This is a genomic window from Anaerocolumna jejuensis DSM 15929 (genome assembly GCF_900142215.1).
GTDB classification, from domain to species: domain Bacteria; phylum Bacillota; class Clostridia; order Lachnospirales; family Lachnospiraceae; genus Anaerocolumna; species Anaerocolumna jejuensis.
Window position 1 is genome coordinate 95492 of the sequence record NZ_FRAC01000008.1, and the last position, 25468, is coordinate 120959.

The following is a 25468-nucleotide window of genomic DNA, read 5'->3' on the forward strand; positions in this document are numbered from 1 at the left end:
TCCTTACAATTTACACACCGGAAGTCTCTTCCATGTAACTTTTTCTTAATTGTCCGCAGGCAGCATTTATGTCTGTTCCCATTTCTCTTCTTATAGTAACATTTATTCCGTATTTTTCAAGTATTAATTTGAATTTTTGAACACTATCACCCTTGGATTGCTTGTAATCACGCTCTTTTATGGGGTTTACAGGAATAAGGTTTATATGTGCATTTTTGCCTTTCAGAAGAGCAGCCAGCTCCCTTGCCTGTTCATGACTGTCATTTTCTCCGGCTATTAAACTGTATTCAAAGGTCATTCTTCTGCCGGTCTGACTGAAATAATCATCACAGGCATGAAGGACTTCCTCAATGGAATACCGGTTGGCAATAGGCATAAGTTCTCTTCTGACAGCATCATTGGAGGCATGAAGAGAAAGTGCTAGGGTTATCTGAAATTTTTCCTCTGCCAGCTTCCTGATTTTATCGACAAGGCCGCAGGTGGATACCGTTATGTTTCTCTGGCTGATATGAAGTCCCATCTCATCCGATAACAGCCTGATAAAGGCTACAAGATTATCATAATTATCAAGGGGTTCTCCCGTACCCATTACCACCACATTGGAAACCCTCTCTCCCGTAAGCCGTTGTACCAGATATATCTGGTTCAGCATCTCGGAGGCTGTCAGATTCCGCTCAAAGCCATTCAGAGTAGAGGCACAGAAACGGCAGCCCATCTTACAGCCTACCTGGGAGGAAATACATACGCTGTTTCCATGATGGTATTTCATAAGTACACATTCCAGCAGATTTCCATCCTCCAGCTGAAATAAAAACTTTTGTGTCTCTCCCGTCTTTGATGTGAGGGTTTGAATCAGCTTCAGATTTTTAAGGTCGGTATTTTCCGCCAGAAAAACCCTGAGGTTTTTGGGGATATTGGTCATTTCTTCATAATCCTGGATAAGCTTCACATGAAGCCACTCATAAATTTGTGCCGCCCTGAAGGGCTTTTCGTCTATGCTGACCAGATATTCCCTTAATCCCTGCAGATTCAAGGATTTTATATCCGTTTTACTCATTTTGCCCCTTTCATAAATACCAAAGCTTTGTTTCAAATTTAAGTATTCTTTCTAAGTCTTGCCATAAAGAAACCATCCGTTTCATGAATTCCCGGAATCAGCTGAAGATACCCCTTTTCCTTTGTTTCACAGGGAAGCTTCTCCGGAAGAAGGCCTTCAAGACTTTCCAGCTGGAAGGGATAATTTTCGGTAAACCATTCCACATTTCCAAGGTTCTCTTCCCTGTTTACCGTACAGGTGCTGTATATCAAAATGCCGCCTGCCTTTACATAGCCGCTTACAACGGAAAGAATTTCTCTTTGGAGCTTCACCAGCTCCTGCTGCTTTTCCCTTGTCATATTGTATTTGATATCGGGCTTTTTCCCGATTACGCCCAGGCCGGAACAGGGCAGGTCCGCAAGAACAATGTCCGCCTTCAGGATACTGTCCTCGTCCTTTAGGGTTGCATCCTTTTTTACTGCTTTGATATTAGGCAAGCCCATTCTCCGGATATTTTCCTGAATCAGGGCTACCTTATAATCTGTAACATCTCTGGTTTCTACCATGCCGGTGCCTTTTAGCAGCTCCGCCGCATGAAGTGCCTTTCCTCCCGGCGCACCGCATACATCTATGATAAAATCCTTCTCCTGTATTCCTGCAATGAGTCCAATCAGCATGGAACTCTCATCCTGCACTGTAAATCTTCCTTTTGCAAAGGCTTTTATGGATTCCATATTTTCAAAGCCTTGTATTTTAAGGGCACAGGAAAGGTAATTTCCGTCTATTGTCTCAACATTTTCCTCTTTTAATCTTTCCGTAAGCTCTTCCACTGTATTTTTAGCCAGATTTACACGTATGGTCGTATATTTTTTTTCCTCAAACTGAGCTGCCAGCATATTCTTAACTGTTTCGTAGTCATAATCCTTAAGCCATTTTTCAATTATCCACCTGGGTGTGGAATATAGGATGCTTAAATATTCTTCTCTTTCCTTTTCTTCCAAAGGAAATACACTGCCCTTGGAATTTCTTGCAATATTTCTTAAAACTCCGTTTACAAATCCGGAAAGGCTTTTAAAGCCTCTCTTTCCTGCCAGCTTTACCGCTTCATTGCAAACAGCACTGTCAGGCACCTGGTCCATGTATTTCAGCTGGTAAAGGGACATGCGGAGAAGGTTTCTTATAAAAGGCTTCATTTTCTCCACCTTCACCTTGGAATAACCATTCAGGATATAATCAAGGGTTATAAGCCTCTCCAGAGTGCCTTCCACCAGTCTGGTAATAAAACTTCTATCCTGCTTTGTCAGAGCAGTCTGCGTTTTCAGGGTTCTGTTCAGCTGTGTATGGCTGAAATCGCCCTTTTCCAGTATTTCAATCAGAATATCCAAAGCAATCTCTCTGGATGATTTCTCTGCAGCTTTTCTATCAGTCACGATTCCGTCCTCCAAACAGGATTAGCAGCCTTAAAAGCTGAAGTATGGCTGCTGCGGCTCCTGCCACATAGGTCAGGGCTGCTGCACCGAGAACCTTTTTTGTAATACCTACCTCATCTCCGTAAAGGATTCCGGATTCATCCAGAATCTTTACTGCTCTTCTGGATGCATTAAATTCCACCGGAAGAGTTACCAGCTGAAACAGCACAGCAAAGGAAAATAAAAATATTCCCGCATAAATCAACGTCTGGGACATACTAAGTATAATCCCAAGCAAAATCAACGGCCAGGCTATCTTGGAGCCGAAGCTGGCCACAGGAAAGATAGCAGTGCGCAGACGTAAGGGAACATAACTGTGCTGGTGCTGGATGGCGTGCCCGCATTCATGGGCTGCAACACCGATGGCAGCCACGGAGGTTTCTCCGTATACACTGTCCGAAAGCCTCAGCACCTTTGCGCCCGGATCATAATGGTCCGTTAAGTTACCGCTGATATGCTGAACAGAAACATCATAGATACCTGCTGAATTCAATATTCTCTGTGCTGCCTGGGCGCCGGTCATACCGGATAAGCTTCTGACCCGGGAGTATTTGCGGAAGGTAGAATTGACAACCGCAGATGCGCCAAGGGATAGAACGGCACCGATTATAATTAACATATAGGTAGGATCAAAGCCATAAAAATATGGATACATAAAAATCCTCCTTTCTTACTGAAGCAAGGTTTTAGGTTTCAAATCGTATCCCCTCAGGAAATTCTCGGCAGTCATTCTTTTCTTTCCCTCTAACTGCAATTCCTTTACTGCTAATATTCCCTCTGCTGTCTTTATCAACAGGGCATCCTTCTTAAGGGCAGACGCTTCTCCCGGAAGAGTGTCCTTTAAAAAGGGATTTCCGGAAATTCCTTCGCCGGAAAATGCCTCCCCGTTTTCTTCTATTACATCTGCATCCCAGATTTTTAACATTTTTCCCTCTAAGGTCGTATAAGCACTGGGCCAGGGATTTAAGCCCCTGATCAATCTTTCGATCTTTCTTGCCGGCTGGTTAAAATCAATATGCCCCATGGATTTATCCAGAATTTTTATATAGGAGGAGTCCTCATCCTTTTGCTTAATTCTCTCCGCCCTGCCGGCCTCTATATCGGAAAGGGACTGCAGCAGCAAGGGACCTGCTGCCTCTGCCAGCTTATCATGAAGACTTCCAAAGGTTTCCTTGGGAGCTATGGTAATCTCCTGCTTTCTTATCATATCGCCGGTATCCACTCCTTCATCCATGTGCATAATGGTAATACCGGTCTTTTCTTCTCCCTCGATAATGCACCACTGAATGGGTGCTGCTCCCCTGTATTTTGGAAGCAGAGACGCATGTACATTAATGCAGCCATACTTTGGCAGCTCCAGTATCCCTTTGGGTAGAATCTGTCCGAAGGCAGCCACTACGATTACCTCCGGATTTAATTCCTTTAACACCTCTATAAATTCAGGCTCCCTGGCACGCCTTGGCTGATATACAGGAATATCAAGGCTTAAAGCAAGCTCCTTAACAGGGGAAAATTGAACCTGATTGCCTCTTCCCTTGGGTTTATCCTGCTGTGTCACTGCTGCTATAATATGATGCCCGGCAGTATGCAGCGCTTTTAAGATTACCGCTGCTATCTCCGGTGTTCCCATATAAACAATATTCATAAATCGGTACTCCTTTATTCTTCGCTGTTTGAATGAAGCTCTCCGATTACCTTATCGACATAGAGCTCACCATTCAGGTGGTCGATTTCATGGCAAAGGGCTCTGGCTAAAAGCTCTGTTCCCTCCACGATAATCTCTTCCATATCTACATTAAGAGCCTTTACCTTTGCGTAATTCGGCCGCTTTACGACACCGGATTTTCCCGGTACACTGAGGCAGCCCTCCTCACCAATCTGCTCACCGTCCGTCTCAAGGATTTCCGGGTTTATGAGAATGATGGGAGAATCATTTTCTTCTGATACATCAATTACTACAAGTCTTTTTAAAATGCCTACCTGGGGAGCTGCAAGCCCGACCCCATAGGCATCATACATAGTATCTAACATATCCTGTATTAAAGTCTTTATCTTTGGAGTCATTTCCGTTATTTCCTTAGCCCTCTTTGTCAATATGGAATCTCCGATTGTTCTTATATTTCGAATTGCCATTTTATTATCCTCTCTGTTAAACTATAGAACCATACTTTATTTTACCCATATTCAGACTGAAAATCAATAACTGTTCATGGGATCGAAGTCAAACTGGACTGCAATACCTTGAAATTCATCACTGAAACGGTAAAAACCATCCAGAAAATCCTTTGCCGCCATCAGTCTTTGGTAGTCATCCTCCTTGATATAAAAGCAAAAGCGGAATATATCATTGGCCTTTGAAAGCCTGGCAGGCGCAGGTCCAATCACATGGTATTCCATCAATTCCTCTTTTTCCTCCCACTGCTTCAGGGCTTTTGTCAAAAGCTCCGAGGCCTTGGAGCCCTTTTCTTCCTCCTTTGACACCACAAGGACTGCCATTATATGAGAAGCCGGCGGATAGGACATCAATTTCCGGTACAGCATTTCCCGCTTATAAAATTCCTCATAATCGCCCTTACCTGCATATACAATGCTGTGATGCTCCGGCTGGTAGGTCTGTATGACTACCTCTCCGGAAAGCTCTGCCCTGCCGGCCCTTCCGGAAGCCTGGGTAAGCAGCTGGAAGGTCCTCTCGGAAGCACGAAAGTCCGCCGCATAAAGAGATAAATCTGCTGCCAGTATGCCAACAAGGGTAACCCTGGGAAAGTCATGGCCTTTTACTATCATCTGAGTCCCTACAAGGATATCTGCCTGTCCATTTGCAAAGGCGGAAAGTATCTCTTCATGTCCGCCCTTTTTCTTCGTCGTATCCATATCCATACGAAGTATTCTGGCATGAGGGAACTCCTTTTTTGCCATTTCCTCCACTTTTTGAGTACCGGTGCCAAAGGATGCTATATACTTGGAGCCGCAGGAAGGACATTTATCAGGAAATTCTTCTTCGTATCCGCAGTAATGGCAGACAAGCTTTCCGTTATTGTGGGAGGTCAGGGATATATCACAATGAGGGCATTTTAATACCAGCCCGCAGCTTCGGCAGGAGACAAAGCCAGCATAGCCTCTTCGGTTGATAAAGAGCATAATCTGCTCCTTTCTCTTAAGCCTCTCCTCCATGAGAGTTTGAAGCTTCCTGCTGAATATGGACTTATTCCTTGCCTTTAATTCTTCTCTCAAGTCCACCGTCCAGATAACAGGCATCTTCCGCTCTCCCTCTCTTTCAGAGAGCCGGTAAAGGGTATATTCCCCTTCCAGTGCCTTCTTATAAGACTCCAGGGAGGGTGTGGCAGAGCCTAAAATGACACTTGCCCCGCAAAGCCTTGCCCGTTCAATGGCGGTTTCCCTGGCATGGTATTTGGGAGGATTCTCACTTTTATAGCTGCCCTCATGCTCCTCATCCATAATAATAAGTCCAAGGTCCTGAAAGGGAGTAAAAAGTGCGGACCTTGGCCCTATCATAATATCAATATCCCCATTTTTCGCCCTGACATACTGGTCATACTTCTCACCCTGGGAGAGCTTGGAATTCATGATAGATACCCTGTCACCGAATTTCTGGTAAAAACGCATTACTGTCTGATAGGTAAGGGAGATTTCCGGTATCAGGACAATTACCTGCTTGCCTTCTTTTATCATTTCTTCAATAATTTTAATATAAACTTCCGTCTTACCGCTTCCGGTTACTCCATGAAGCAGGTAGGTCTTTCTGATTCCCTCATGATATTCCTTTAAGAAATCATCCGCAATCTCCTGCTGGGAGGGACTTAGAACAACGGATTTTGCAACAGTAGAAGGCTGCTTTACCGGATTGCGGTAAAGAACACTTGCTTCTCTGTGTATTATTCCCAATTTTTCCAAATCCTTCATAGTGGATAAGGAAATGTTCAACGTATTTTTGACCCATTCATAATCCAGGGAGGGATTTTTCAGAAGCTCTTCCAGTAAACGAACTCTTCCTTTATTATTTTTCTTTTTCTCCCCTTCTAAAACAGCCTGAAGCTCTTCCCCGGACAGAGCTGCCTTGATTACTCTGTTTTCTTTCTGTTTTACAGTCTTTTTTACAGGGAGTACAGTCTTAAGCGCTTCATTCATGGTCGAGCCAAAGTTGTCCTTCATCCAGCCGGCCAGACTGATAAGCTGGCTTTCTATCATTAAGGTATCCTCTGCTATGGCAGTGATGGGCTTGATAGCCTCCTCTTTCCATTTTGGAAGGTCTGACAGCCCGATAATATATCCTTTAATCTGCCGGTTTCCCTTTCCAAAGGGAACCAGTACCTGTACACCAAGCAGCGCCCTTTCCTTTAACTCCTCCGGAATCAGGTATTGATAGGTTCTATCCAGGTCTTCATGGGAAATGTCAACTATGATATCCGCATATTTCATTACCTTCATTCCGCCTTCCTGTGTTATTCTTTCGTATGCACCCATGGTATTTCATCTGCTGATGAAATGCTGTTTCTATCAGGATGCAAAAATTTTATATTCTATGCTTCAATCTATTTTATCAATCCGCTGATTTTTAGATCAGTTCCTTTACTATCTCGTCGGTCTTCATGCCTCTGGAACCCTTTATAAGAACGCCGTCTCCGCTCTTTAAATAGGCTTGCAGAAAGGCTGCCGCCTCTTTATTGTCCGTAAAGGAGTGGGTTTCCGTAGGTACACCGCTGTCCTTTACCGCTTTTGCTATATAATAAGCCTCTTCCCCTATGGTAACCACACAGGACAGGTTCTCACCTGCGATAAACTGTCCCACCTCATAGTGGCTCTGCTTTGATATTTCTCCCAGTTCCTTTACATCTGCCAGTACCGCAATATGCCGGCTGACATTATCCAGCTCCTTTAACACCCGGATTCCGCTCTTCATGGAATCGGGACTGGCATTGTAGGAATCATCAATTATTTTAATTCCCCGGACAGCCAGTATCTGTCCTCTCATTGCTATAGGACGGTATTCCCTTAAGCCCTCCTTTGCCGTACTTACCGGTATCTGATAGTTCCAGGCAAGGGCAAGGGCTGCCAGGGCATTGTAGACATTGTGGATTCCGGGAACCTTTAACTGAATCTCTTCCGTCAAGGTATCCTTTTCCGTATCCGAATTGCCTCTGTTAAAGGTACTCAGGCTTAAGCTGTCCTTTGGATAGGTCAGGGTAAAGGCCGTCTCCTCTGCCACAGTCCTTATATCCGAAGCCCTGAAATCGCAGTCTTCTCCGGTTCCGTAGGTAATTATCCGGCTGTTTTTCAGCTTTTCCTTTGTTACCTCTGATAAATCTATTGTAATATTTCCATTCTTTATACACTGTGCCGCTTCACTGAGCAAATCATCGTCTCCGTTTAATACCAGGCATCCGCCATTCTGAAAGGCATTGATAATATTCATTTTTTCCTTTCGGATATTTTCCCTGGTCTTTAGCTGGGCAATGTGGGATATTCCGATATTGGTCATAACAGCAGCCTCCGGCCGGGCGACATTGCACAGCCTTGCCATCTCGCCTTCTTCACTCATTCCCATTTCAATAACACCCATTTCGTGCTCTTTTAAAAGCTTGAACATCATTAAAGGAAGGCCAACCTGGCTGTTCATATTTCCCTCGGTCTTCAGCACACAGCGGGCTGTGCTGAGGGCAGCGGCTATCATCTCTTTGGTGGTCGTCTTTCCCACGCTTCCCGTAATTCCTATAACAGGCAGGGAAAATTTATTCCGGTAATAGGCACCCAGTGCCTGTAAGGCCTTTAAAGTATCCTCCACCAATATGCAGGCTTTTCCCTCTGCTTCTTCTATTTTTCTTTGTGACAGGCAGGCTGCGGCACCTCCTGTAAAAGCATTTTTTATAAAATCATGGCCGTCGACTCTTTCTCCTACAATTGGTACAAAGAGAGAGCCTGCCGTCACATTCTTCGAATTGGTCAGGACCTCTTCTATTTCTGCATTTTCATCTCCCCAGATAATACTTCCCTCAACTGCATTTGCAATTTCCTTTATTGTTAGCGCTTCCATTATACTTTCCTGCCTTTTATGTTAAACTTAGATTATTGTCTTACCCTCTGCCTTAATTTCCTCTATTGCCTGGCTGATAAGCTCTCTTTCATCCATCTTATATTTTACACCTTTGATTTCCTGGTAATCCTCATGGCCCTTACCGGCAAGAACAATTACATCGCCCTCCCTGGCATTCTCGATGGAGTATTTGATTGCTTCTTTTCTGTCAATGATTGCGATATATTCTCCCCTGCCCTTTTTAACGCCAATTATGATATCCTTCAGAATATCCTCCGGCTCCTCAAATCTGGGATTATCTGAGGTCACGACCGTAAGGTCTGCCAGGTTGGAGGATATTTCACCCATTTCATATCTTCTTAGCTTTGAGCGGTTGCCTCCGCAGCCAAATATGCATACAAGCCTTTTGGGTTCATATTCCTTCATGGTAGTTAAAAGACTTTCCAGGCTCATGGCATTGTGAGCATAATCAAGCATCATGGAGAATTTGGAGGAAATGTTTACAGGCTCCACTCTTCCCTTTACCTTAACCTGGGCAAGTGCTTTCTTTACATCCTCCTCATGGATACCAAAATGCCTGCAAATGGCAATGGCCGTTAAGGAATTGTAAACATTGAATTTTCCGGGAAGATTTACATATACCCCGTAATTTAAAAGCCCCTTCAGCTGATAGGTGACCCCAAGGCTTCCATCCTTGCTGTGCAGGTTGACGTTGCAGGCCATTAAGTCTGCTTCCTTTTCGATTCCATAGGTCTCAAGGCTGCAGGTATGCCCCTTTAATACCTCTGTCATATGGGAGTCGTCCCCATTGGCAATACCTACCACACAATTTTTAAACAGCATGCCCTTGCATTCCATATATTCTTCAAAGTCTTTATGTTCATCCGGTCCGATATGATCCGGTTCGATATTGGTGAAAATACCGTAATCAAAGGTAAAGCCGGCTACCCTGTGAAGCTTGAGCCCCTGGGAAGATACCTCCATTACCACACAATTACAGCCTTCTTCTACCATTTTAGCAAAATACTCCTGTATCTGATAGGATTCCGGCGTGGTATTGGCAGCAGGAATCACCTTATCTCCGATGATGACTTCTATGGTACCGATCAGCCCTGTCTTTAATCCTGCGTTTTCCAGCATGGAGCGTACCATATAGGAAGTGGTGGTCTTCCCCTTTGTCCCTGTAATCCCGATGGTTTTCAGCTTTTCCGCCGGATAGCCAAAGAAAGCAGCGGACATACAGGCCAGAGCATGGCGGGTGTCCTCCACTTTAATCAGGGTAACTTCTCCGTCCACCTCTACGTCCTCGGATATAATTAAAGCCTTTGCTCCCTTTTCTATTACTTCCTTCGCATAATCATGCCCGTTTATTTTAAAGCCTTTGATACATACAAAAACGGAACCTTCCGTCACCTTTCTGGAATCGTATACCAGATGAAGGATATTTGTGTCCAAGGTTCCTTTCACTACCGTATATTTCATTTTTTCCAACAATTCACTTAGCAGCATATAAAACCTCCCATATAATATATGATAGCCTATTACTCATATTCCATTCTTGGGTTAATGGCTGAAAAAGAGAAGCCCATCCGGGCTTCCCCGGGTGGGCTTCATTCCCAACTGTATTACCCATGCTTTTGTTCATTATATAACACCGGGCATACCTTGTCAATGAAAGGGGGAAGCTCCCTGCATGGTAAATGCATGAGGGAAGGTTATGGAAACGGACGATGGCGAAGGAGGTTGTTCTGGGAGTTTTGTTACGCGAGAACCCTTATTCCACTAAAGCGGCAGGAAACGTGACTAGGTAAATCAGCGCCAAACTCGCTGTAACAGATATGGCTGTGTTAGTTATCAAGCTCAAACAGTGGCACTGTTTTACCTAGTCACTTTTCCTGCCGCTTAAGTGTCATAAGGAACCTCTTGAGACAAAACTCCCAGAACAACCTCCTTCGTCATCTGCGTATATCCATTATTTGGTTTCATGCATATGCCGTGAAGCTCCTTATTATAGATATCAAAGGACCGGTACTGCCTTGCAGTACTGGGGGTCGGTTTGGAGTTTGAATTGAGAGGTTCTTTATTAGTATTTTTCTATTAGTTATGGTATACTAAATGGCATAAATTATTGGAAAGGATTTTCTGTATGTTTTTTATAATGGGTATTTCCCAGGGCAAAAAGAAGCTTGATTTTGTTAATACTATGGTATGCTCCCTCTGCGGTAAATTCGGGCGCCTGGAGGCTTATATGACTTATACATATTTTTCCCTGTTCTTTATTCCCCTGTTTCGATGGAATGTAGAATATTTTGTTACCTCCACCTGCTGCGGCACTGTTTATTCCATCGATAAATCCCTTGGAAAACGACTCCAAAGGGGCGAGGATGTCACCCTGAAGGAGGAGGACCTGTGTCCAACCGGCCGCCGCCAGGATGGACGAAGGGAAGCTTCAAGATGCCCTTCCTGCGGTTATATCACCAATGATGATTTTGACTATTGCCCCAAATGCGGCAGGAAGCTTTAAGCCGTACCCTGGCATTTCGTGGAAAACGCATGAAACCAATTTATGGATACCCAGAGGACTGGTGCTGCCTTGCAGTACCAAGGATTGGTTTGGAGTTTGCATTGAGAGGTTCTTTATGACACTTAAGCGGCAAGAAACTGAGCGTAGTGAGTTTGGCGCTGTTTTGACTGTCAGCTGCGCTTTTTCAGCTTTTATGGAAGAAAAGGTTCTGGAACAGCGTGCTTGATTTATTTTAAATATGACTATATAATAAATTACATTTTACTTGGGGAGGATAAATAAATGCTTCATATAAAGACCTTAGAGGAAGGCCTCGATGTCTTTAAAGCCTTGGGCTCTGATATCCGGATTGCTATTATCAGACTGCTTCTGAAGAATAATGGAATGAGCATGAACGAACTTGCTTCTTGCCTTAATATTACCAATGGTGCTCTGACAGGCCATATTAAGAAATTAGAGGACTGCGGTATTGTAACCATTGTAAACGAACCGGCTGCACACGGTAATTCAAAAATGTGCATGGTCTGGCTGGATAAGATACTGATTGATTTCGATACGGCGGAAAGCCAGAAAAATATCTGTGAAACTGAAATCCGTATCGGTCATTATACCAACTTCCAGATTTATCCTGTCTGCGGTCTGGCAACAGCCTCCCGTTTTATCGGTGAAGTGGATGACCCCAGGTATTTTGCTCATCCTGACAGGGTGGATGCGGAAATTTTATGGTTTGATAAAGGATACGTGGAATACGTAATTCCCAACTTTGTTCCTGCCTACCAAAAGATCGACCAATTATCCATCTGTGCGGAGCTTGGACCAAATGCGCCGGGTACCGATGCTGTTAATCCTGCTAATATTACTTTTGTTTTAAATGATACCGCCATCGGCAGCTGGATAAGTCCCGGTGATTTCGGGGACCACGCCGGTATCTTTACTCCCGACTGGTGGTATGGTAACTGGAATCAGCATGGTATGCTTAAAACAATTACAATTAATCAAGCCGGTACCTTTCTGGATGGTTTAAAAATATCCTCTGTCTCCTTAAAGGATTTTATGCTGGATTACAAGAGCACGATTAAATTCCGTTTTACCATAAACGAAGAGGCTGAACATACCAGCGGACTGACTGTCTACGGACGTAATTTCGGAAATTATAATCAGCATATCAATGTCCGTATCCAGTACAGTCAAATGTAAAATTAATCTTTTGCCTCAAACCTTATTCTGAACAGCCGAATCTATCAGTGAAGGTGTCCTGAAAGTCTCCTGATTAAAATGACTTTTAAGGCACCCTCTTATTTTTTTCCAACACCGGCATCTGTCTTAGTCCAAATGCTATTATCCTCCATGTGTGTCCTAATTTTTGCTTTCTTTAAACTTTTATACAAAATTCCATGGGTAATTGTTTAGAAATCCTTTACATTTTATAGCTTTATTCTTTATCTTTCTAATTTACTATAGTGGGTATAAGAAATGAAAGAGGCGGCTTAAATGAAGAAAAATACACACTATCGTATTGCACGTTTATCAGTTGAAAATATCATCCCAACTGAAACACCCGCTAAGAGCAGGCAGCTAAGCAAGTGGGCATTTTATATTGGAACAATTCTTCCTGATTTATCTTTTACTCAATTTACCCATCCGCACTATTATGAAAAATCATCGGATTATGTTTTTAATAAACTCTATAAAATCGAAAATAAACCTGCAAAAGGCATTAGGGATGCAATCAAGCTAGGTGAAATGGTCCACTATCTATGCGATTTTTGCTGCTTTGCGCATCTTGGCGGAAGCATTGGAAAAATTTCCGAACATTTGCAATATGAAAGGAACATCGGACAATATGTATTGGATAATTACTGCAGCTTACAAAAAATAATAGCCTCTGTCTTTTCGATTGATGAAAGTACAAAAGCACCCATAGAGCAGATAAAATATGAGCTTGAAGATTATAGAAATAAGGAGCCCGGCTTTGACTGGGATATCATGAAATCTATTCGAATTACTGCCATTATTTACTTTGAGATATTACGAAACGAATTTGCCTGAATAAAGGCAACAGTCCTATATTCAAAATGCCGGTTCTTTTAATATCTGAACCGGCATGCAATCTTTGTGTTCTTAACAAAGGATACAAAAATAATCTATTAGATATCTGTAGGATTATCCATAAGCGTAACCAAACGGAAGCCATGGGTATGACCATTTCCCTCCGTCGTAAATCCTTCCAGATAATGGACATGCCTGTCTCCCATGGGAATGGCACCGCAGGTCCTGCCCTTAAATTCATGGAAATGACCGTCGGTATTTTCCGTTTTGAAAACAATTTCATGACAGTGGTCACCCTTCCCATTAAAGATGGCTTCTCCGGTCACAAAAGAAAACCGGTGATAATGCTTATCTTCCGCCATCTTCAGATAACCCTGTACCTCGTGTACATGATTCTTATATTGGGAATTGCTCTTTTTCATTTCTATTTTTATATAGCCCAAGCTGCTCAACTCCTTAAAGACACCATCCTATTTGCAATCATGCCTAAATGTATCATATGCAGCTTACCGGAAAGGGTTCTTTCCCCCTTTACCGGAGCCTGTTACTCTCAAATCTGGCACGGGTTTTTAAACAGAAAATCAAATTATTGATTTTTTCCTCTGCATCTCCCTCACCGATAACACAGTCAACGGATATGGCCATATGGGTCAATAACCTGTCATCCAGATATTTGCGGCTTCCCGTCAATATATTAAGCTTTTCTTCAAAGGTGTCAGCATCCAGGAAGGCTAAAAGCACAGGGTTTACTGCTTCGGACTCCTCCCTGCTGCCACCGTCTCCGCCGCCTCTTTCCACCGGCTCTGCTGCTTCCACGGAGTTTGGTCTTATAAAGGAGTTCCCTGCTTCATCTGCCGGACGGCTGGCTTCCATGAAAGGTATTTCCTTTTGGGGTGTATAAGGCACCATTTCCATTATAAAATCGGCATAGGGCATAGCATATATTTTATAATCTCCCGATAAAGCCTGATATACAGCTATCTCGCCTTCCATTCTCTTATAGATTGCAATTGCGATAAACTGTACCAGTTTCTTCTCATTGTCTAAAAATAGCTGTCCGGCTGCCGGTAATGTTCTTTCTCCCATTTTATTTCTCCTTCCCTCGGGCGGTTAACTTAAAAATAATTTAAAATCTAACCCCTCCCTTGTAGCAATACCATATACATATATCACAAATTCCAGATTTTCTTTCAAAAGCTTTCCTCTTCATTATATTCTTTTATATTCAATTCTTCAACTTTAACCTTCGGAAAAGCCACAGCAAACGAATGGGCCAAATGCATGAGACCATATAATAACGGATATGCACAGATGACCAAGGGGGTTGTTTTGGAGTTTTGTCTCAAGAGGTTCCTTATTCCACTTAAGCGGCAGGAAACGTGACTAGGTAAACCAATGCCACTGTTTGAGCTCGATATCTAACACAACCATATTTGTTACAGCGAGTTTGGCATTGATTTACCTGCCAGTCACGTTTTCTGCCGCTTTAGACAGTGGAATAAGGGTTCTCGCGTAACAAAACTCCAAAACAACCCCCTTGGTCATCGTCCGCTTCCATAAACATCATGCGTTTGCCATATCGGAAAAGCTCATGCTGCATAATTATAAAAATATTGACTTCATTTTGAAAAACAGCTACAATGCATTTAAACCAAAAGTGATTATATGAAGCAAAGGAGTATTGTTATGAGTTTCGATTACCGAAAAGAAGTTATATCTCCTGCCGAACTACTGAGTACTTATTCTCTGACAGAAAAAGAAAGTCTGGCAAAAGCAGAAAGAGATAATGAGATTAAAGATGTTTTTATGGAGAAATCCAATAAATTCCTGGTTATAATAGGTCCATGCTCTGCGGACAACGAAGATTCTGTTTGTGACTACATCAACAGACTTGCCAAGGTACAGGATAAAGTCAAGGATAAATTAATCCTGATTCCCCGTATCTACACCAACAAACCCCGAACCACCGGAGAAGGCTATAAAGGAATTGCCCATCAGCCGGACCCTGAAAAGAAGCCGGATTTACAGGAAGGCCTTATTGCCATGAGAAAGATTCACTTACGGGCAATTAGGGAAACCGGCCTTACCGCAGCCGATGAAATGCTCTATCCTGAGAACTGGCCCTATGTAGCGGATATCCTCTCCTATGTTGCCGTAGGGGCCCGTTCCGTTGAGAATCAGCAGCACCGCCTTACCATAAGCGGTATCGACTGCCCGGCCGGTATGAAGAATCCTACCAGCGGTGATTTGTCCGTTATGCTTAATTCCTGTGTTGCGGCACAAGGCTCCCATACCTTTTTGTACCGTGCCTATGAAGTAAAAACTTCCGGAAACCCACTGGCCCACTGCATCCTTCGAGGCGCTGTCAACAAACACGGACAGGCTATTCCCAACTACCATTACGAGGATTTAATCCGCCTTCTTGAAATGTATAATGAAAGAGATTTATCCTATCCGGCAGCCATCATAGATGCCAACCATGCCAACTCCAATAAGCTGTATTATGAGCAGCCCCGTATTATCAAGGAAATCCTTCACAGCAGGTCCGTTAATCCGGATATCGAAAGACTTGTTAAGGGCGTCATGATTGAAAGCTATATTGAGCCAGGTAATCAAAAAGTATCCGAACATACCTATGGAAAATCCATAACCGATGCCTGCCTTGGCTGGGCGGAATCCGAGAAGCTCATCTATACCATTGCCGAGCATATTTAATGCAAATAAAACAATAAGGGGCTGTAAAACACATCAAACAGCCCCTAATACAAGAACCCTGTATAACAGAAGTCAATTTCTCTTCTTGGAACAGCCCTCCTGTCTGCCTGACAGAGGCTGTTTGCTATACAGGGTTCCTTCTCAATTTATTATAATTAAGCTTATTACTTCACATATATTGATACCGAATGAAATCTAATTGATTGGTTTTCCAATATTCATAGCGCGTCTCCACTCCGGAGCCTCACCGTCATCACCCCAATATTCATCCAGCGCCTTAATCTTTCCCTTCTCTATCTCAAAGAAGGAACATGCATGTACTGAAATATCCTCATTCCAGACCCGTGTGACTGTTATAATGCTATTTCCCATTTGTTCAAACCGCTCCACTATCCCCTTCCACTTGCCTGGATATTCACAGTTTGCTTCTATATATTCTTCCACCGTAAATCTCTCATTGGTACAATGCCAGTTTATACGGGCATCCGGGCAGAAGAATTTCCGCAGGTTAACTCTATCCTGAGCGGCAACATACTCCCAATATGCTACTATAAATTCCTTATCAACCATAAAACCTATTGCCTTCCTTACGAAATATGACTTTTTGCATAAATAACCATTTTAAAAGCTTACTCTATGCTCTTGGATGGGTGTCCGCATATACCTTCGCAAGATTTTTGTCCGTACCCTGGACATAATACTGGGTTGTTGTAATATCCGCATGGCCCAGGAATTCCTGGAGACTTCTTAAATCCGCTCCGTTTGCTATCATATGTGCGGCAAAGGAATTTCTTAGCATCTGGGGCGTGATTTCCATTGCTATCCCTGCATTTCTTCCATAAGCCTTAATGATCTTCCAAAAGCCCTGTCTGCTCATGGGCTCTCCGGAAAGGTTCGTAAATAGAAAATCCGTTTTGACATCTCCTACTAAAGCGGGCCTTCCCATATTAAAATAATTCTCCAAAGCATGCTTTGCCATATTTCCAAAAGGGATCAGCCTTTCCTTCTTGCTGCTGCAGCAGCGAAGGAACCTGTTCTTAAGATTCAGGTCTTCCAGCTTTATGGAAATCAGCTCAGTGACTCTGATACCGGTAGCATACAAAAGCTCCAGCATTGCCTTGTCCCTCATACCCTTGACCGTATCGGGATTCGGCTGCTCCAAAAGTCCGCTCACTTCCTCCTGTGACAGGGAGGTATGAGGCTTTTTCTCGATTTTAGGTGATTTCATCCGTTCGGTAGGGTCATGGCTCAGCTTCCCATTCTTAATCAGGTACAGCACAAACGCCTTAATAGAGGCTATATTCCTGGAAACCGTGGCAGGGGACATTCCTTCCTTTTCCAGTGTCAGCACATAGGAATTCAGGCTGGTTTCATTTATTTTATCCTCTTCGGTTATATTATGCTTATACATGTAATTCATAAGCTTCGTCAAATCATTCCGGTAGGACAGACAGGTGTTTACACTTGCCTTTTTCACCTCTGTCATATATGTAATAAATTCCTGCAATATAGCCTTCATACAGCAATTCTCCTTTGATTCAATCATTACTTAAGATAATTATAAATGTTCAATTTGGGAATTGCAAATCAAAAATAAAATTTTCTAGAAAAAGTGCAGGATTTTTCTTAAAATAAAGGAACCGATATAAGCTTCCGAAAGTCCTCCCACCGCCAGCACCACTCCTAACAGGAGTGCCATGGCCAGATACCTGCTTATCTTCTCCCTTCTTCCCTTTTTTCCTGCAATATCATAATGCAGGTTTTTATTCATCCAAAAGGCCATGCGGATACTGATAAAGATTACCGGTATGTATATCAGATACTGGGGAAAGGTATACCCTATTATCAGAAGTATCCCTTTTAATTTATATTTCATCAGGATTACCGTAATGAAAAAGCTTCCTTGAAATCCTATATAGGTAAGGCACAGAGCAATGAAAGGGATGCCAAAGGAGGTTGCACAGACCATCCAAAACAGAATAAAATTCTTAAAGATATCCCAGTATACATATTTTAATAAAACAGAATAATCTATGGGGGTTGTCTTTATCTGATAAAGATAACTGGAATCCAGGATATGAATATTCCCCCAGTAGAAGCCCTTAAATACCCTGGCAAACAGTATCCCTAATATCACCCCGAAAGCTACCAGAAATAGCCCGGCCTTTACTTCACCAAATCTGCGGAGTCGTTGCTTAAAAAAGTTCATAACAGCACCTGATACTTTCGTCTATATGATAGCATATGATGTCATGATAAAAATAATGCCGGCATCCAGGCCGGCACATCTAAAGTTATTCCCTCTCTTTTTTTGTCTTATAGGCTAAAATAGCTGCAATGGTTTTTGCATCGTCAATCTGCCCTGTAAAAATAAAGTCAACCAGCTCCTCAAGGGTATAACACTCAATTGATACAAACTCATCCTCGTCCAGATGCTGCCTGGAGGGAATCAAGTGCTCTGTATAATAGATACCAATTTTTTCGTTACAAAATGCCACCGTAGTATAAAGGTCAATTAAATGCCCGATTTCTTCCGCTCTGTATCCTGTTTCTTCTTCCAATTCCCTTCCTGCACAGGTTTTCATATCCTCACCGCTGTTAAGTCCTCCGGCCGGAATCTCAAGGGTATATTTTTCAACAGCATTCCGGTACTGCCTTACCATTATAATCTTTCCGTCCTCTGTCACGGGAACGATGGCTGCTGCTCCCTTATGTCCGATAAAATCCCAATCAGCCGTTTTTCCGCTTGGCAGTTCCATGGTATCCGTATAAAAATCTATGATGTGTCCCTTGTGTACCGGTGTTCTCTTTAGCCGCTTATATTCCTTATTCTCCATAAACTTCTCTCCTTCTGCATCTGTAATTCCCTTTGTCTTATGCTGTCCTTATTTATTTAAGGATACTGCTTTTTCATAACAGGCGTCCGTAGCCTTCATAATCGCATTACGGAAACCATATTCCTCCAAGGCTTCCACGGCAGCTATGGTAGTTCCGCCCGGAGAACATACTTTATCCTTTAAGCTTCCCGGATGTTCGCCGGTTTCCAGCACCATCCTGGCTGCTCCAAGCACTGCCTGTGCCGTGAGCTTATAAGCTTTCTCCCTTGGAATACCGTACTTCACCGCACTGTCCGCCAGGGCTTCAATGAACATATAGACATATGCCGGTGAACTTCCGCTGGCACACACAATGGAATTCATAAGGTTTTCATCCACTATTTCATATTTGCCGAAGGACAGGAAAAACATATCAATCAATTCCTTTTCTACCGTAGTGTATTCATCCTTTGAAAAGCATAGGGCTGACATTCCTTCACCTACCAGGGCAGGGGTATTCGGCATGGATCTTATGACCCTGACCTGCTCCCCAAGGGCCTGTTTTATAGAATCAATGGTAATACCGGCAGCAATGGATATGATAATATGCTCCTTTGTCAGGCTTTCCTTAATATCCTGATAGACCTCTCCAAAAAACTGTGGCTTTACAGCCAGTACAATATATTTACAGGCTTCTGCCAGGGATTTATTGTCTTCTGTGTAAAGTACTCCTGTCTTTTGGTGCACAGCCTCTTTTCTCCCATCGCTCTTACTGGTAAAAAGAATGGATTCTGTACCAAATACCCTGGAAGCTCCTGCTATCATCGGGAGTCCCATATTTCCGGCTCCAATAAAACCTATCTTATTCACTTTAGTTCCTCCTTCTTTTTATGTGCTTTCATTCGTTCTCAAAGAATTTCCTAGTAATTGTAGTATATTAATCCATATATTGCAAGCTGAATCTGCTAATATATACGACGTACGCATGAATCTTTATATGTCCCAACTTTAAAACCATCTTTTTTAATTTATAACTCCGGTAGTTCTTCCCAACTGTGCCTAACCTTCACCTGCTTTTAGTAAGGGGGGGGTTGGGAACGGACGATGATTGGCAATAAACCCTTGACAGTTGTTGCGTTGTTGGAAGCTTTTAGGGTTTTGGGCACGGCAACCACTTAAGACCAAATAATGGATATACACAGATGACCAAGGGGGTTGTATTGGCATTTTGTCTCAAGAGGTTCCTTATGACACTTAAGCGGCAGGAAACGTGACTAGGTAAAGCAATGCCACTGTTTGAGCTCAATAACTAACACAGCCCTATTTGTTACAGCGAGTTTGGCATTGATTTGCCTGCCAGTCACGTTTTCTGCCGCTTTAGTGGAATAAGGGTTCTCGCGTAACAAAAGGTCAAAACAACCCCCTTGGTCATCGTCCGGTTCCATAAACTTCCTTCATGCATTTATCGTGGAGCATTCAGTAAACTGTATAATTCCTATTTATCAAATCCGGTAATCGTCCTTGATTGAATCCATCAGTCCATATTCCAGCAGAATCTGCTCTAAACGCTCCTGGGACATGGGCTTTGGAATTGTAAAGTATTTGTTTTCATCAATGGCCTTTGCCAGGTTACGGTATTCCTGTGCCTGATGATCCTCCGGTGCATATTCGATTACCGTTTTGCGGTTAATTTCAGCCCGCTGGACAACATTGTTGCGCGGTACAAAATAAATAAGCTGTGTGTTGAGCTCGGCAGCGAAGGCACTCAGTAAATCGATTTCACGGTCTACATTACGGCTGTTGCAGATAATGCCTCCAAGCCTCACGCCACCCTTTTGTGCGTATTTTGCAATTCCTTTTGAAATGTTGTTTGCCGCATAAAGGCTCATCATTTCACCGCTTGCCACAATATAAATTTCCTTTGCCTTCCCTTCCCGAATCGGCATGGCAAAACCGCCGCAAACAACATCACCAAGTACGTCGTAAAAGACGTAATCCAGCTCCTCTGTGTAAGCACCCAGCTGTTCAAGCAGTCCGATGGATGTGATAATTCCCCGGCCGGCACAGCCTACTCCCGGTTCCGGGCCTCCCGATTCCACACATTTTATCCCGCCAAAGCCCTTGCGCAGAATACTGTCCAGTTCAATGTCATCGCCGGTTTCCCGCAGCGTATCCAGTACTGTACGCTGGGCAAGGGTGCCAAGCAAGAGCCGTGTGGAATCAGCCTTAGGGTCACAGCCGACTACCATGATTTTTTTACCGCTTTCGGCAAGTCCTGCCGTGAGATTCTGGGTCGTGGTGGACTTTCCGATTCCACCTTTACCGTAAATTGCTATTTGTCTGATTTCACTCATAAAAAACTCTCCTATATTATATATTCTAACTCCTGCCGTGCACTTGCCAGATGTAATTTTTCCAGTATATCTCCCCGTATAGAAAGAAATTCCGACCCTCCGCGGTCTCTGGGATGGGACATTTTTATCGATAAAATCTCGCTGATTTTGCCCGGCCGGGGTGTCATGATAACAATACGGTCACTAAGATATATGGCCTCATCTACATCATGGGTTACCAGTACCATTGTTGCGTCATTTTCTTTCCGAAGCTCAAGGAGCTTATCCTGGATATCCGCACGGGTGAAGGAATCAAGTGCACCCATAGGCTCATCAAGGAGCAGGGCTTTCGGTCTGTTAATCAATGCACGGGCAATTGCCACGCGCTGTGCCATACCGCCGCTTATCTGGTGGGGATAGGCTTTCTCAAAACCATTTAACCCGATTAAATTTATATAATGTGCGACCTGTGCCTTATTCTGACGGTAGACATGCCTTGCCTTCAGTCCCGTGGCGATATTTTGTTCCACCGTCAGCCAGGGGAACAGTCCCCCCTGCTGTACAACATAGCCTCTTTGGGGATCCGGAGCGGTGATTTCCTGGCCGTCAAGGGTAAGTATCCCTGTTTCCGGAACATCAAGACCTGCAATCAGGCGCAGCAGAGTCGTCTTGCCGCAGCCTGACGAGCCGATAATGGATACAAATTCCCCCCGCTTAATCGTGAGGTTAATATCCTTAAGTGCTTCAACCGTGTTGTCTTTTTCATCAATGTAGGTACGGTTGACCTCTTTAATTTCAATAATTGTGTCACTGCTCACTGCTTTTCACCAAGCCTTTCTGCCACCTCAGAACCCGGTTCTGAATCAGGCCAATCCCCTCCATTATTAAGCTGAACAGCACCGCCATTACAATAATTGCCGCAAAAACCTTATAATACGCGCTCCAGACCTTTGATGCATTAATATAATAGCCAAGGCCTCCCGGCTGTCCCATCATTTCTGCCATGACGAGAGTAGTAAACGCAAAGCTGTTCGCATTGGATATTCCGGTAAAAATCTGCGGTATCGCGTGAGGTATGGCTACATGAAATACCAGAAACGGTGTTTTTGCGCCAAGTGTACGCGCAACTTCAAACTGTGATTTCGGAGTACTTTTAATCCCCTGTGCCGTAAGAGAGGCAATGGAAAACCAGGCGCAGATAACTATTAGAAATGCCGCTGCCCAAAAGGGTGTGGGAAACAGCGTCAGTGCAAAGGGCATCCACGCTACTGCCGGAATAACACCTGTTATTTTCAATACCGGATACAGCCAATAATGTACTTTTGGAAACCAACCAATCAATATACCGGTTCCCACACCAAACAACACACCCAGTAGGAAGCCTACAGCAAACAAACGAAGGGAATACAACGTGTTCTGCCATATATAATCCCCCTCCATCAGAAATGCTTCAATAATTCGGGAGGGCCCGGGAAAGAAGGGCTGGGGAAGAAGCATCAGTTTTGTACCAAGGATATCCCATAGGGCAAGGGCACTGCCGATTGCAAAGCGAAAGGGTACACGCTTTGCAAACTTTATCCGCCTGTCAGCATTAAAGAACGAGTAAGCGGAAATTCCAAGATACATAAGTATCAGTAATCCAAGTACAAGCCGGTATGCCCCGTTAATATCAATTATCAGAGAACCATAGGCATACGCCGTTATTTTTACATTGGCTACCTGCCGAAACAATAGGTTTACAAGGATTGCAAGAGCAAATCCCGCCACCGTATATACTGTCAGCAGAATAAATTTCAGATTAGATATGTTTTTTTTACCGTTTCTCCCCTGCTTTAGCAAGGGAGGAACGGTTGATTGTTTATTATTCCCCAAGGCAGCTGCCTCCTATTGTCCAAGTGTTAAATCTACCTTTTGATATGCTTTTTTGGCAAATTCATCGGGATTGGTATTTAAATATCCGATGTTATAAAGCTCCGTCGCAAAATAGAGAACATCTGCGCCTACATCATGCTTATTCATCTCATGCTCCTGCATGGATGGATATTGATAGTGCTTCACCAGCTCAACGGCAAGCTCTTTGTCTTCAATTGCAGAATATTTGCCGTCAATAATGGTCTGAACCGCTTCCTCGGGATTCTCTGCAATCCAGTTCTGCGCCTTGTGGTAAGCGCGGAGCAGTGCAGCAACCTTTTCCGGATTTTCATCCAGTACTTTTTCAGAGGCATATAGGAAGCAGCAATATTTCCCTGCAAAGGTCGGATCGGTGGAAAGGTCAAAGATCACTTTATAATTGCCGGTCTTTTCCTGAACGGAACCGAAGGGATCCCATAAAGCCGCCACATCAATATCACCTTTGTTAAGAGCTTCCACTTCCAGGTTGCCGTCATCAAAGGGAAGGAACTTTACTTCCCCGTCTTCGGGCTTTGCGGAAATGCCGTTCTTCTCAAGCCATACCGAAGCCACCTGATGAGGTGTGCCGCCGATTTCATCCACGCCGATTTTAAGGCCCTTAAGGTCCTTTACCCCATTGATGGGAGAATCCTTTTTTACAAGTAATTTGATACAGCCGTTGTGAAGACCGTCTACGACCTTCACCTTAACATCATTCTCAATAGACGGGAAGAATTGAAAGTCACCGTTTACGATAGGGATGGTACCGTTGTTCAGGCCGATTTTACGTGCTTCAGCGTTGGCAGAGATAAGATTTACATCAAAGCCTTCTTCCGCAAAGAAGCCTTTTTCATATGCGATATAAATGGGTGCTCCGCAGAGTGCGCCGTCCTTGCCGGGAATATCGATTTTACCGTATTTGTAATTGACAGGGGCAGCTGTGGGCGTTTCCGCCGGTGTATCTTTGGATGCCTCTGCCGTTGTGGCAGCGGGTGTGCTGTTGCTGCTGCCTTCCCCATTTCCGGCAGTATTTTTACTTACTTCCACCGGTTTACCAGAGCAGGCAGCAAGCAATAGGTTAACTGTTAATATAATCACTAACAGGCCTGCAGGTTTCCTTAATTTCTTCATATTTTGTTCTCCTCCTTAAAAGAAATGATGCTTCGTTTCCAAAAGCTGCAATTATATGTATACATATATGTATAGTATGTTATACAGTCAAAAAAATATCTCTGCTAAATAATTGACTGGATGAGACTAAAAGGTTAGCTGACTGCCTTTTCAAACGCCTGCTCCAGGTCAGCAATTAAATCTGCCGCATCCTCCAGTCCTGCCGATATACGGATGAGATTCTCAGGTATATCCGCAATCTTCTTTTCCTCGGCTTCCAGTTCGCCGTGGGTCGTCTGGGGCGAATTGACAATAAGAGAACGTGCATCCCCAATGTTAACATGATAGTGGAACAGTTCTATCGAATTGAGAAATGCTTCCCGCTGCTCTTTCGTTCCTTTAAAGCCAAAGGATAATATTCCGCCTGCCCCTTTTGGAAAATCCCGTTTATACAATCCGTAATGGGGACTGTTCTTTAAGGCCGGATAGCGTACCCATTCCACCTGGGGATGCTTTAGCAGATACTCTGCCAGGGTCAGTGCATTCCGTGACTGTCTGCTCAGCCGTTCCGAAATCGTCTCAAGTCCGACCAGGGCAAGATAGGCATCAAAGGGTGACAAAGCTGCACCAAAGTAATTTAAGTAATTGAATCTGATCCGATTTGTAAAGGGGGCATCCGGGAATACCTCCGGAAAGCTGCGAAGCTTGTTATCAATGTCACGTAAAGTGTAATATTTCTCGCTGAACTGAGGAAATTTCTCTGTCTGATAATTGAAGTTTCCGCCCTCCAGGACAAGTCCTGCTATTGCATTACCATGGCCGTTCAGTCCTTTTGTTGCCGAATAGACAACGATATCTGCACCATGAGCAAGCGGATTGTATAAATAAGGGGTAGCCACCGTATTATCAACAACTAGGGGTATTCCATGCTCATGTGCGACTTTTGCTATTGCCTCGATATCAAGCAATACCGTGTTGGGATTGGATATACTTTCTATAAAAATCGCCTTGGTATCCGGTTTAATCTCCTCCGCAAGTCTTTCTGGGTCTTCAATATTTTTTGCATAGTCAAACTTAATGCCGAATTTGGGATAGATTTTCTTAAAGCTGTCCGTACTTCCGCCATAGAGGTACGGTGATGTCAGAATGCGCCCGCCGCCCTCAGCAAGGTTTAAGAGCGTATAGCTGATTGCTGCCATACCCGAGGCAAGGGCAATTATACCTGCCGCTTTGTCAAGGGTCCTGACCCGTTCCTCCAGGACAGCGACCGTCGGATTCCCGACCCGTGTATAGAGAAAGCCCGGTTCCCGAAGGCCGAAGAGCCCCGCTGCGTTTTCCACATCGCGGAAATCGTAAGCTGCTGTCTGATAAATAGGCGGTGATACGGCATAATTGTGTTCCTTTGGTTCATAGCCTGCCCGTAGTCTTTGCGTATCGAATTGATACCTATCTGTTGCCATGATGTTTTTCTCCTTTT

General features: G+C 43.7%; 25 protein-coding genes. 4 read left to right on the forward strand and 21 right to left on the reverse strand.

Annotation, left to right across the window (positions count from 1 at the left end):
- Positions 1 to 10: 10 nt before the first annotated feature.
- The 8 genes from rlmN to BUB77_RS06650 all read right to left on the reverse strand — a co-directional run bounded on the left by rlmN (position 11) and on the right by BUB77_RS06650 (position 10063).
- The gene (gene rlmN / locus BUB77_RS06615; RefSeq protein ID WP_073274120.1) at positions 11 to 1057 is read right to left on the reverse strand and encodes a dual-specificity RNA methyltransferase RlmN; all 1047 of its coding nucleotides are present in this window, start codon (positions 1055 to 1057) and stop codon (positions 11 to 13) included.
- A 38-nt stretch (positions 1058 to 1095) separates the two neighbouring features.
- Positions 1096 to 2466, reverse strand: coding sequence for a 16S rRNA (cytosine(967)-C(5))-methyltransferase RsmB (rsmB, locus tag BUB77_RS06620; RefSeq protein WP_073274122.1), 1371 nt, complete (start codon positions 2464 to 2466; stop codon positions 1096 to 1098).
- Entirely contained in the window at positions 2459 to 3160 is a 702-nt protein-coding gene (locus BUB77_RS06625; protein WP_073274124.1) for a zinc metallopeptidase, read from the reverse strand. The genes rsmB and BUB77_RS06625 overlap by 8 nt, the downstream gene beginning before the upstream one ends.
- A gap of 15 nt (positions 3161 to 3175) precedes the next feature.
- On the reverse strand, positions 3176 to 4150 hold the full coding sequence (gene fmt / locus BUB77_RS06630; RefSeq protein ID WP_073274126.1) for a methionyl-tRNA formyltransferase: 975 nt from the start codon (positions 4148 to 4150) through the stop codon (positions 3176 to 3178).
- 14 nt (positions 4151 to 4164) lie between these two features.
- On the reverse strand, positions 4165 to 4638 hold the full coding sequence (def, locus tag BUB77_RS06635) for a peptide deformylase (protein WP_073274128.1): 474 nt from the start codon (positions 4636 to 4638) through the stop codon (positions 4165 to 4167).
- Between the two features lie 63 nt (positions 4639 to 4701).
- A complete protein-coding gene (gene priA / locus BUB77_RS06640; RefSeq protein WP_242962404.1) occupies positions 4702 to 6987 on the reverse strand; it encodes a replication restart helicase PriA in 2286 nt (761 codons plus the stop codon).
- A gap of 91 nt (positions 6988 to 7078) precedes the next feature.
- Entirely contained in the window at positions 7079 to 8554 is a 1476-nt protein-coding gene (locus BUB77_RS06645) for a UDP-N-acetylmuramoyl-tripeptide--D-alanyl-D-alanine ligase (protein WP_073274130.1), read from the reverse strand.
- A gap of 27 nt (positions 8555 to 8581) precedes the next feature.
- Entirely contained in the window at positions 8582 to 10063 is a 1482-nt protein-coding gene (locus tag BUB77_RS06650; protein ID WP_073274132.1) for a UDP-N-acetylmuramoyl-L-alanyl-D-glutamate--2,6-diaminopimelate ligase, read from the reverse strand.
- Between the two features lie 637 nt (positions 10064 to 10700).
- Between BUB77_RS06650 and BUB77_RS06655 the strand changes: the two genes are divergently transcribed.
- From BUB77_RS06655 to BUB77_RS06665, 3 genes are all read left to right on the forward strand, one after another.
- A complete protein-coding gene (locus BUB77_RS06655) occupies positions 10701 to 11078 on the forward strand; it encodes a zinc ribbon domain-containing protein (protein WP_073274134.1) in 378 nt (125 codons plus the stop codon).
- 282 nt (positions 11079 to 11360) lie between these two features.
- Positions 11361 to 12275, forward strand: a complete 915-nt coding sequence (locus BUB77_RS06660) for an ArsR/SmtB family transcription factor (protein WP_073274136.1) — start codon at positions 11361 to 11363, stop codon at positions 12273 to 12275.
- A gap of 294 nt (positions 12276 to 12569) precedes the next feature.
- A complete protein-coding gene (locus tag BUB77_RS06665; protein WP_073274138.1) occupies positions 12570 to 13127 on the forward strand; it encodes a zinc dependent phospholipase C family protein in 558 nt (185 codons plus the stop codon).
- A gap of 98 nt (positions 13128 to 13225) precedes the next feature.
- On the opposite strand, the gene BUB77_RS06670 is transcribed toward BUB77_RS06665, so the two are convergent.
- Positions 13226 to 13570, reverse strand: a complete 345-nt coding sequence (locus tag BUB77_RS06670) for a YmaF family protein (protein ID WP_242962406.1) — start codon at positions 13568 to 13570, stop codon at positions 13226 to 13228.
- Positions 13571 to 13658: 88 nt separating this feature from the next.
- The gene (locus BUB77_RS06675) at positions 13659 to 14213 is read right to left on the reverse strand and encodes a hypothetical protein (RefSeq protein ID WP_073274140.1); all 555 of its coding nucleotides are present in this window, start codon (positions 14211 to 14213) and stop codon (positions 13659 to 13661) included.
- Positions 14214 to 14813: 600 nt separating this feature from the next.
- Here BUB77_RS06675 and BUB77_RS06680 point away from each other — a divergent pair.
- Positions 14814 to 15842 (forward strand): 3-deoxy-7-phosphoheptulonate synthase, encoded by a 1029-nt coding sequence (locus BUB77_RS06680; protein ID WP_073274141.1) that lies wholly within the window; start codon positions 14814 to 14816, stop codon positions 15840 to 15842.
- A gap of 195 nt (positions 15843 to 16037) precedes the next feature.
- Here BUB77_RS06680 and BUB77_RS06685 read toward each other — a convergent pair whose 3' ends face one another.
- The 11 genes from BUB77_RS06685 to BUB77_RS06730 all read right to left on the reverse strand — a co-directional run bounded on the left by BUB77_RS06685 (position 16038) and on the right by BUB77_RS06730 (position 25451).
- On the reverse strand, positions 16038 to 16412 hold the full coding sequence (locus BUB77_RS06685; RefSeq protein ID WP_073274143.1) for a nuclear transport factor 2-like protein: 375 nt from the start codon (positions 16410 to 16412) through the stop codon (positions 16038 to 16040).
- A gap of 64 nt (positions 16413 to 16476) precedes the next feature.
- Entirely contained in the window at positions 16477 to 17361 is an 885-nt protein-coding gene (locus BUB77_RS06690) for a tyrosine recombinase (RefSeq protein ID WP_073274145.1), read from the reverse strand.
- A gap of 84 nt (positions 17362 to 17445) precedes the next feature.
- Complete coding sequence (locus BUB77_RS06695) at positions 17446 to 18051, reverse strand: stage II sporulation protein M (protein WP_073274147.1); 606 nt, start codon at positions 18049 to 18051, stop codon at positions 17446 to 17448.
- Positions 18052 to 18136: 85 nt separating this feature from the next.
- Positions 18137 to 18679, reverse strand: a complete 543-nt coding sequence (locus tag BUB77_RS06700) for an NUDIX hydrolase (RefSeq protein ID WP_073274150.1) — start codon at positions 18677 to 18679, stop codon at positions 18137 to 18139.
- 48 nt (positions 18680 to 18727) lie between these two features.
- The gene (gene proC / locus BUB77_RS06705) at positions 18728 to 19528 is read right to left on the reverse strand and encodes a pyrroline-5-carboxylate reductase (RefSeq protein ID WP_073274152.1); all 801 of its coding nucleotides are present in this window, start codon (positions 19526 to 19528) and stop codon (positions 18728 to 18730) included.
- A 404-nt stretch (positions 19529 to 19932) separates the two neighbouring features.
- Complete coding sequence (locus BUB77_RS29815) at positions 19933 to 20103, reverse strand: hypothetical protein (protein ID WP_170866599.1); 171 nt, start codon at positions 20101 to 20103, stop codon at positions 19933 to 19935.
- 57 nt (positions 20104 to 20160) lie between these two features.
- Positions 20161 to 21003, reverse strand: a complete 843-nt coding sequence (gene nifH / locus BUB77_RS06710; protein WP_440198556.1) for a nitrogenase iron protein — start codon at positions 21001 to 21003, stop codon at positions 20161 to 20163.
- A 20-nt stretch (positions 21004 to 21023) separates the two neighbouring features.
- The gene (locus tag BUB77_RS06715; RefSeq protein ID WP_073274156.1) at positions 21024 to 21809 is read right to left on the reverse strand and encodes an ABC transporter ATP-binding protein; all 786 of its coding nucleotides are present in this window, start codon (positions 21807 to 21809) and stop codon (positions 21024 to 21026) included.
- Complete coding sequence (locus BUB77_RS06720) at positions 21799 to 22863, reverse strand: ABC transporter permease (protein ID WP_073274158.1); 1065 nt, start codon at positions 22861 to 22863, stop codon at positions 21799 to 21801. The genes BUB77_RS06715 and BUB77_RS06720 overlap by 11 nt, the downstream gene beginning before the upstream one ends.
- Before the next feature lie 12 nt (positions 22864 to 22875).
- The gene (locus BUB77_RS06725) at positions 22876 to 24012 is read right to left on the reverse strand and encodes an ABC transporter substrate-binding protein (protein WP_073274160.1); all 1137 of its coding nucleotides are present in this window, start codon (positions 24010 to 24012) and stop codon (positions 22876 to 22878) included.
- Positions 24013 to 24146: 134 nt separating this feature from the next.
- A complete protein-coding gene (locus BUB77_RS06730) occupies positions 24147 to 25451 on the reverse strand; it encodes an O-acetylhomoserine aminocarboxypropyltransferase/cysteine synthase family protein (protein ID WP_073274162.1) in 1305 nt (434 codons plus the stop codon).
- Between the last annotated feature and the right edge of the window lie 17 nt (positions 25452 to 25468).

Excerpts from the sequence above, each read along its gene's own strand:
- rlmN (WP_073274120.1), bottom strand. The coding sequence starts at position 1,057 with ATGAGTAAAACGGATATAAAATCCTTGAATCTGCAGGGATTAAGGGAA.
- BUB77_RS06625 (WP_073274124.1), bottom strand. The coding sequence starts at position 3,160 with ATGTATCCATATTTTTATGGCTTTGATCCTACCTATATGTTAATTATA.
- fmt (WP_073274126.1), bottom strand. The coding sequence starts at position 4,150 with ATGAATATTGTTTATATGGGAACACCGGAGATAGCAGCGGTAATCTTA.
- def (WP_073274128.1), bottom strand. The coding sequence starts at position 4,638 with ATGGCAATTCGAAATATAAGAACAATCGGAGATTCCATATTGACAAAG.
- priA (WP_242962404.1), bottom strand. The coding sequence starts at position 6,987 with ATGGGTGCATACGAAAGAATAACACAGGAAGGCGGAATGAAGGTAATG.
- BUB77_RS06645 (WP_073274130.1), bottom strand. The coding sequence starts at position 8,554 with ATGGAAGCGCTAACAATAAAGGAAATTGCAAATGCAGTTGAGGGAAGT.
- BUB77_RS06650 (WP_073274132.1), bottom strand. The coding sequence starts at position 10,063 with ATGCTGCTAAGTGAATTGTTGGAAAAAATGAAATATACGGTAGTGAAA.
- BUB77_RS06655 (WP_073274134.1), top strand. The coding sequence starts at position 10,701 with ATGTTTTTTATAATGGGTATTTCCCAGGGCAAAAAGAAGCTTGATTTT.
- BUB77_RS06660 (WP_073274136.1), top strand. The coding sequence starts at position 11,361 with ATGCTTCATATAAAGACCTTAGAGGAAGGCCTCGATGTCTTTAAAGCC.
- BUB77_RS06665 (WP_073274138.1), top strand. The coding sequence starts at position 12,570 with ATGAAGAAAAATACACACTATCGTATTGCACGTTTATCAGTTGAAAAT.
- BUB77_RS06675 (WP_073274140.1), bottom strand. The coding sequence starts at position 14,213 with ATGGGAGAAAGAACATTACCGGCAGCCGGACAGCTATTTTTAGACAAT.
- BUB77_RS06680 (WP_073274141.1), top strand. The coding sequence starts at position 14,814 with ATGAGTTTCGATTACCGAAAAGAAGTTATATCTCCTGCCGAACTACTG.
- BUB77_RS06685 (WP_073274143.1), bottom strand. The coding sequence starts at position 16,412 with ATGGTTGATAAGGAATTTATAGTAGCATATTGGGAGTATGTTGCCGCT.
- BUB77_RS06690 (WP_073274145.1), bottom strand. The coding sequence starts at position 17,361 with ATGAAGGCTATATTGCAGGAATTTATTACATATATGACAGAGGTGAAA.
- BUB77_RS06695 (WP_073274147.1), bottom strand. The coding sequence starts at position 18,051 with ATGAACTTTTTTAAGCAACGACTCCGCAGATTTGGTGAAGTAAAGGCC.
- BUB77_RS06700 (WP_073274150.1), bottom strand. The coding sequence starts at position 18,679 with ATGGAGAATAAGGAATATAAGCGGCTAAAGAGAACACCGGTACACAAG.
- BUB77_RS29815 (WP_170866599.1), bottom strand. The coding sequence starts at position 20,103 with ATGGAACCGGACGATGACCAAGGGGGTTGTTTTGACCTTTTGTTACGC.
- BUB77_RS06725 (WP_073274160.1), bottom strand. The coding sequence starts at position 24,012 with ATGAAGAAATTAAGGAAACCTGCAGGCCTGTTAGTGATTATATTAACA.
- BUB77_RS06730 (WP_073274162.1), bottom strand. The coding sequence starts at position 25,451 with ATGGCAACAGATAGGTATCAATTCGATACGCAAAGACTACGGGCAGGC.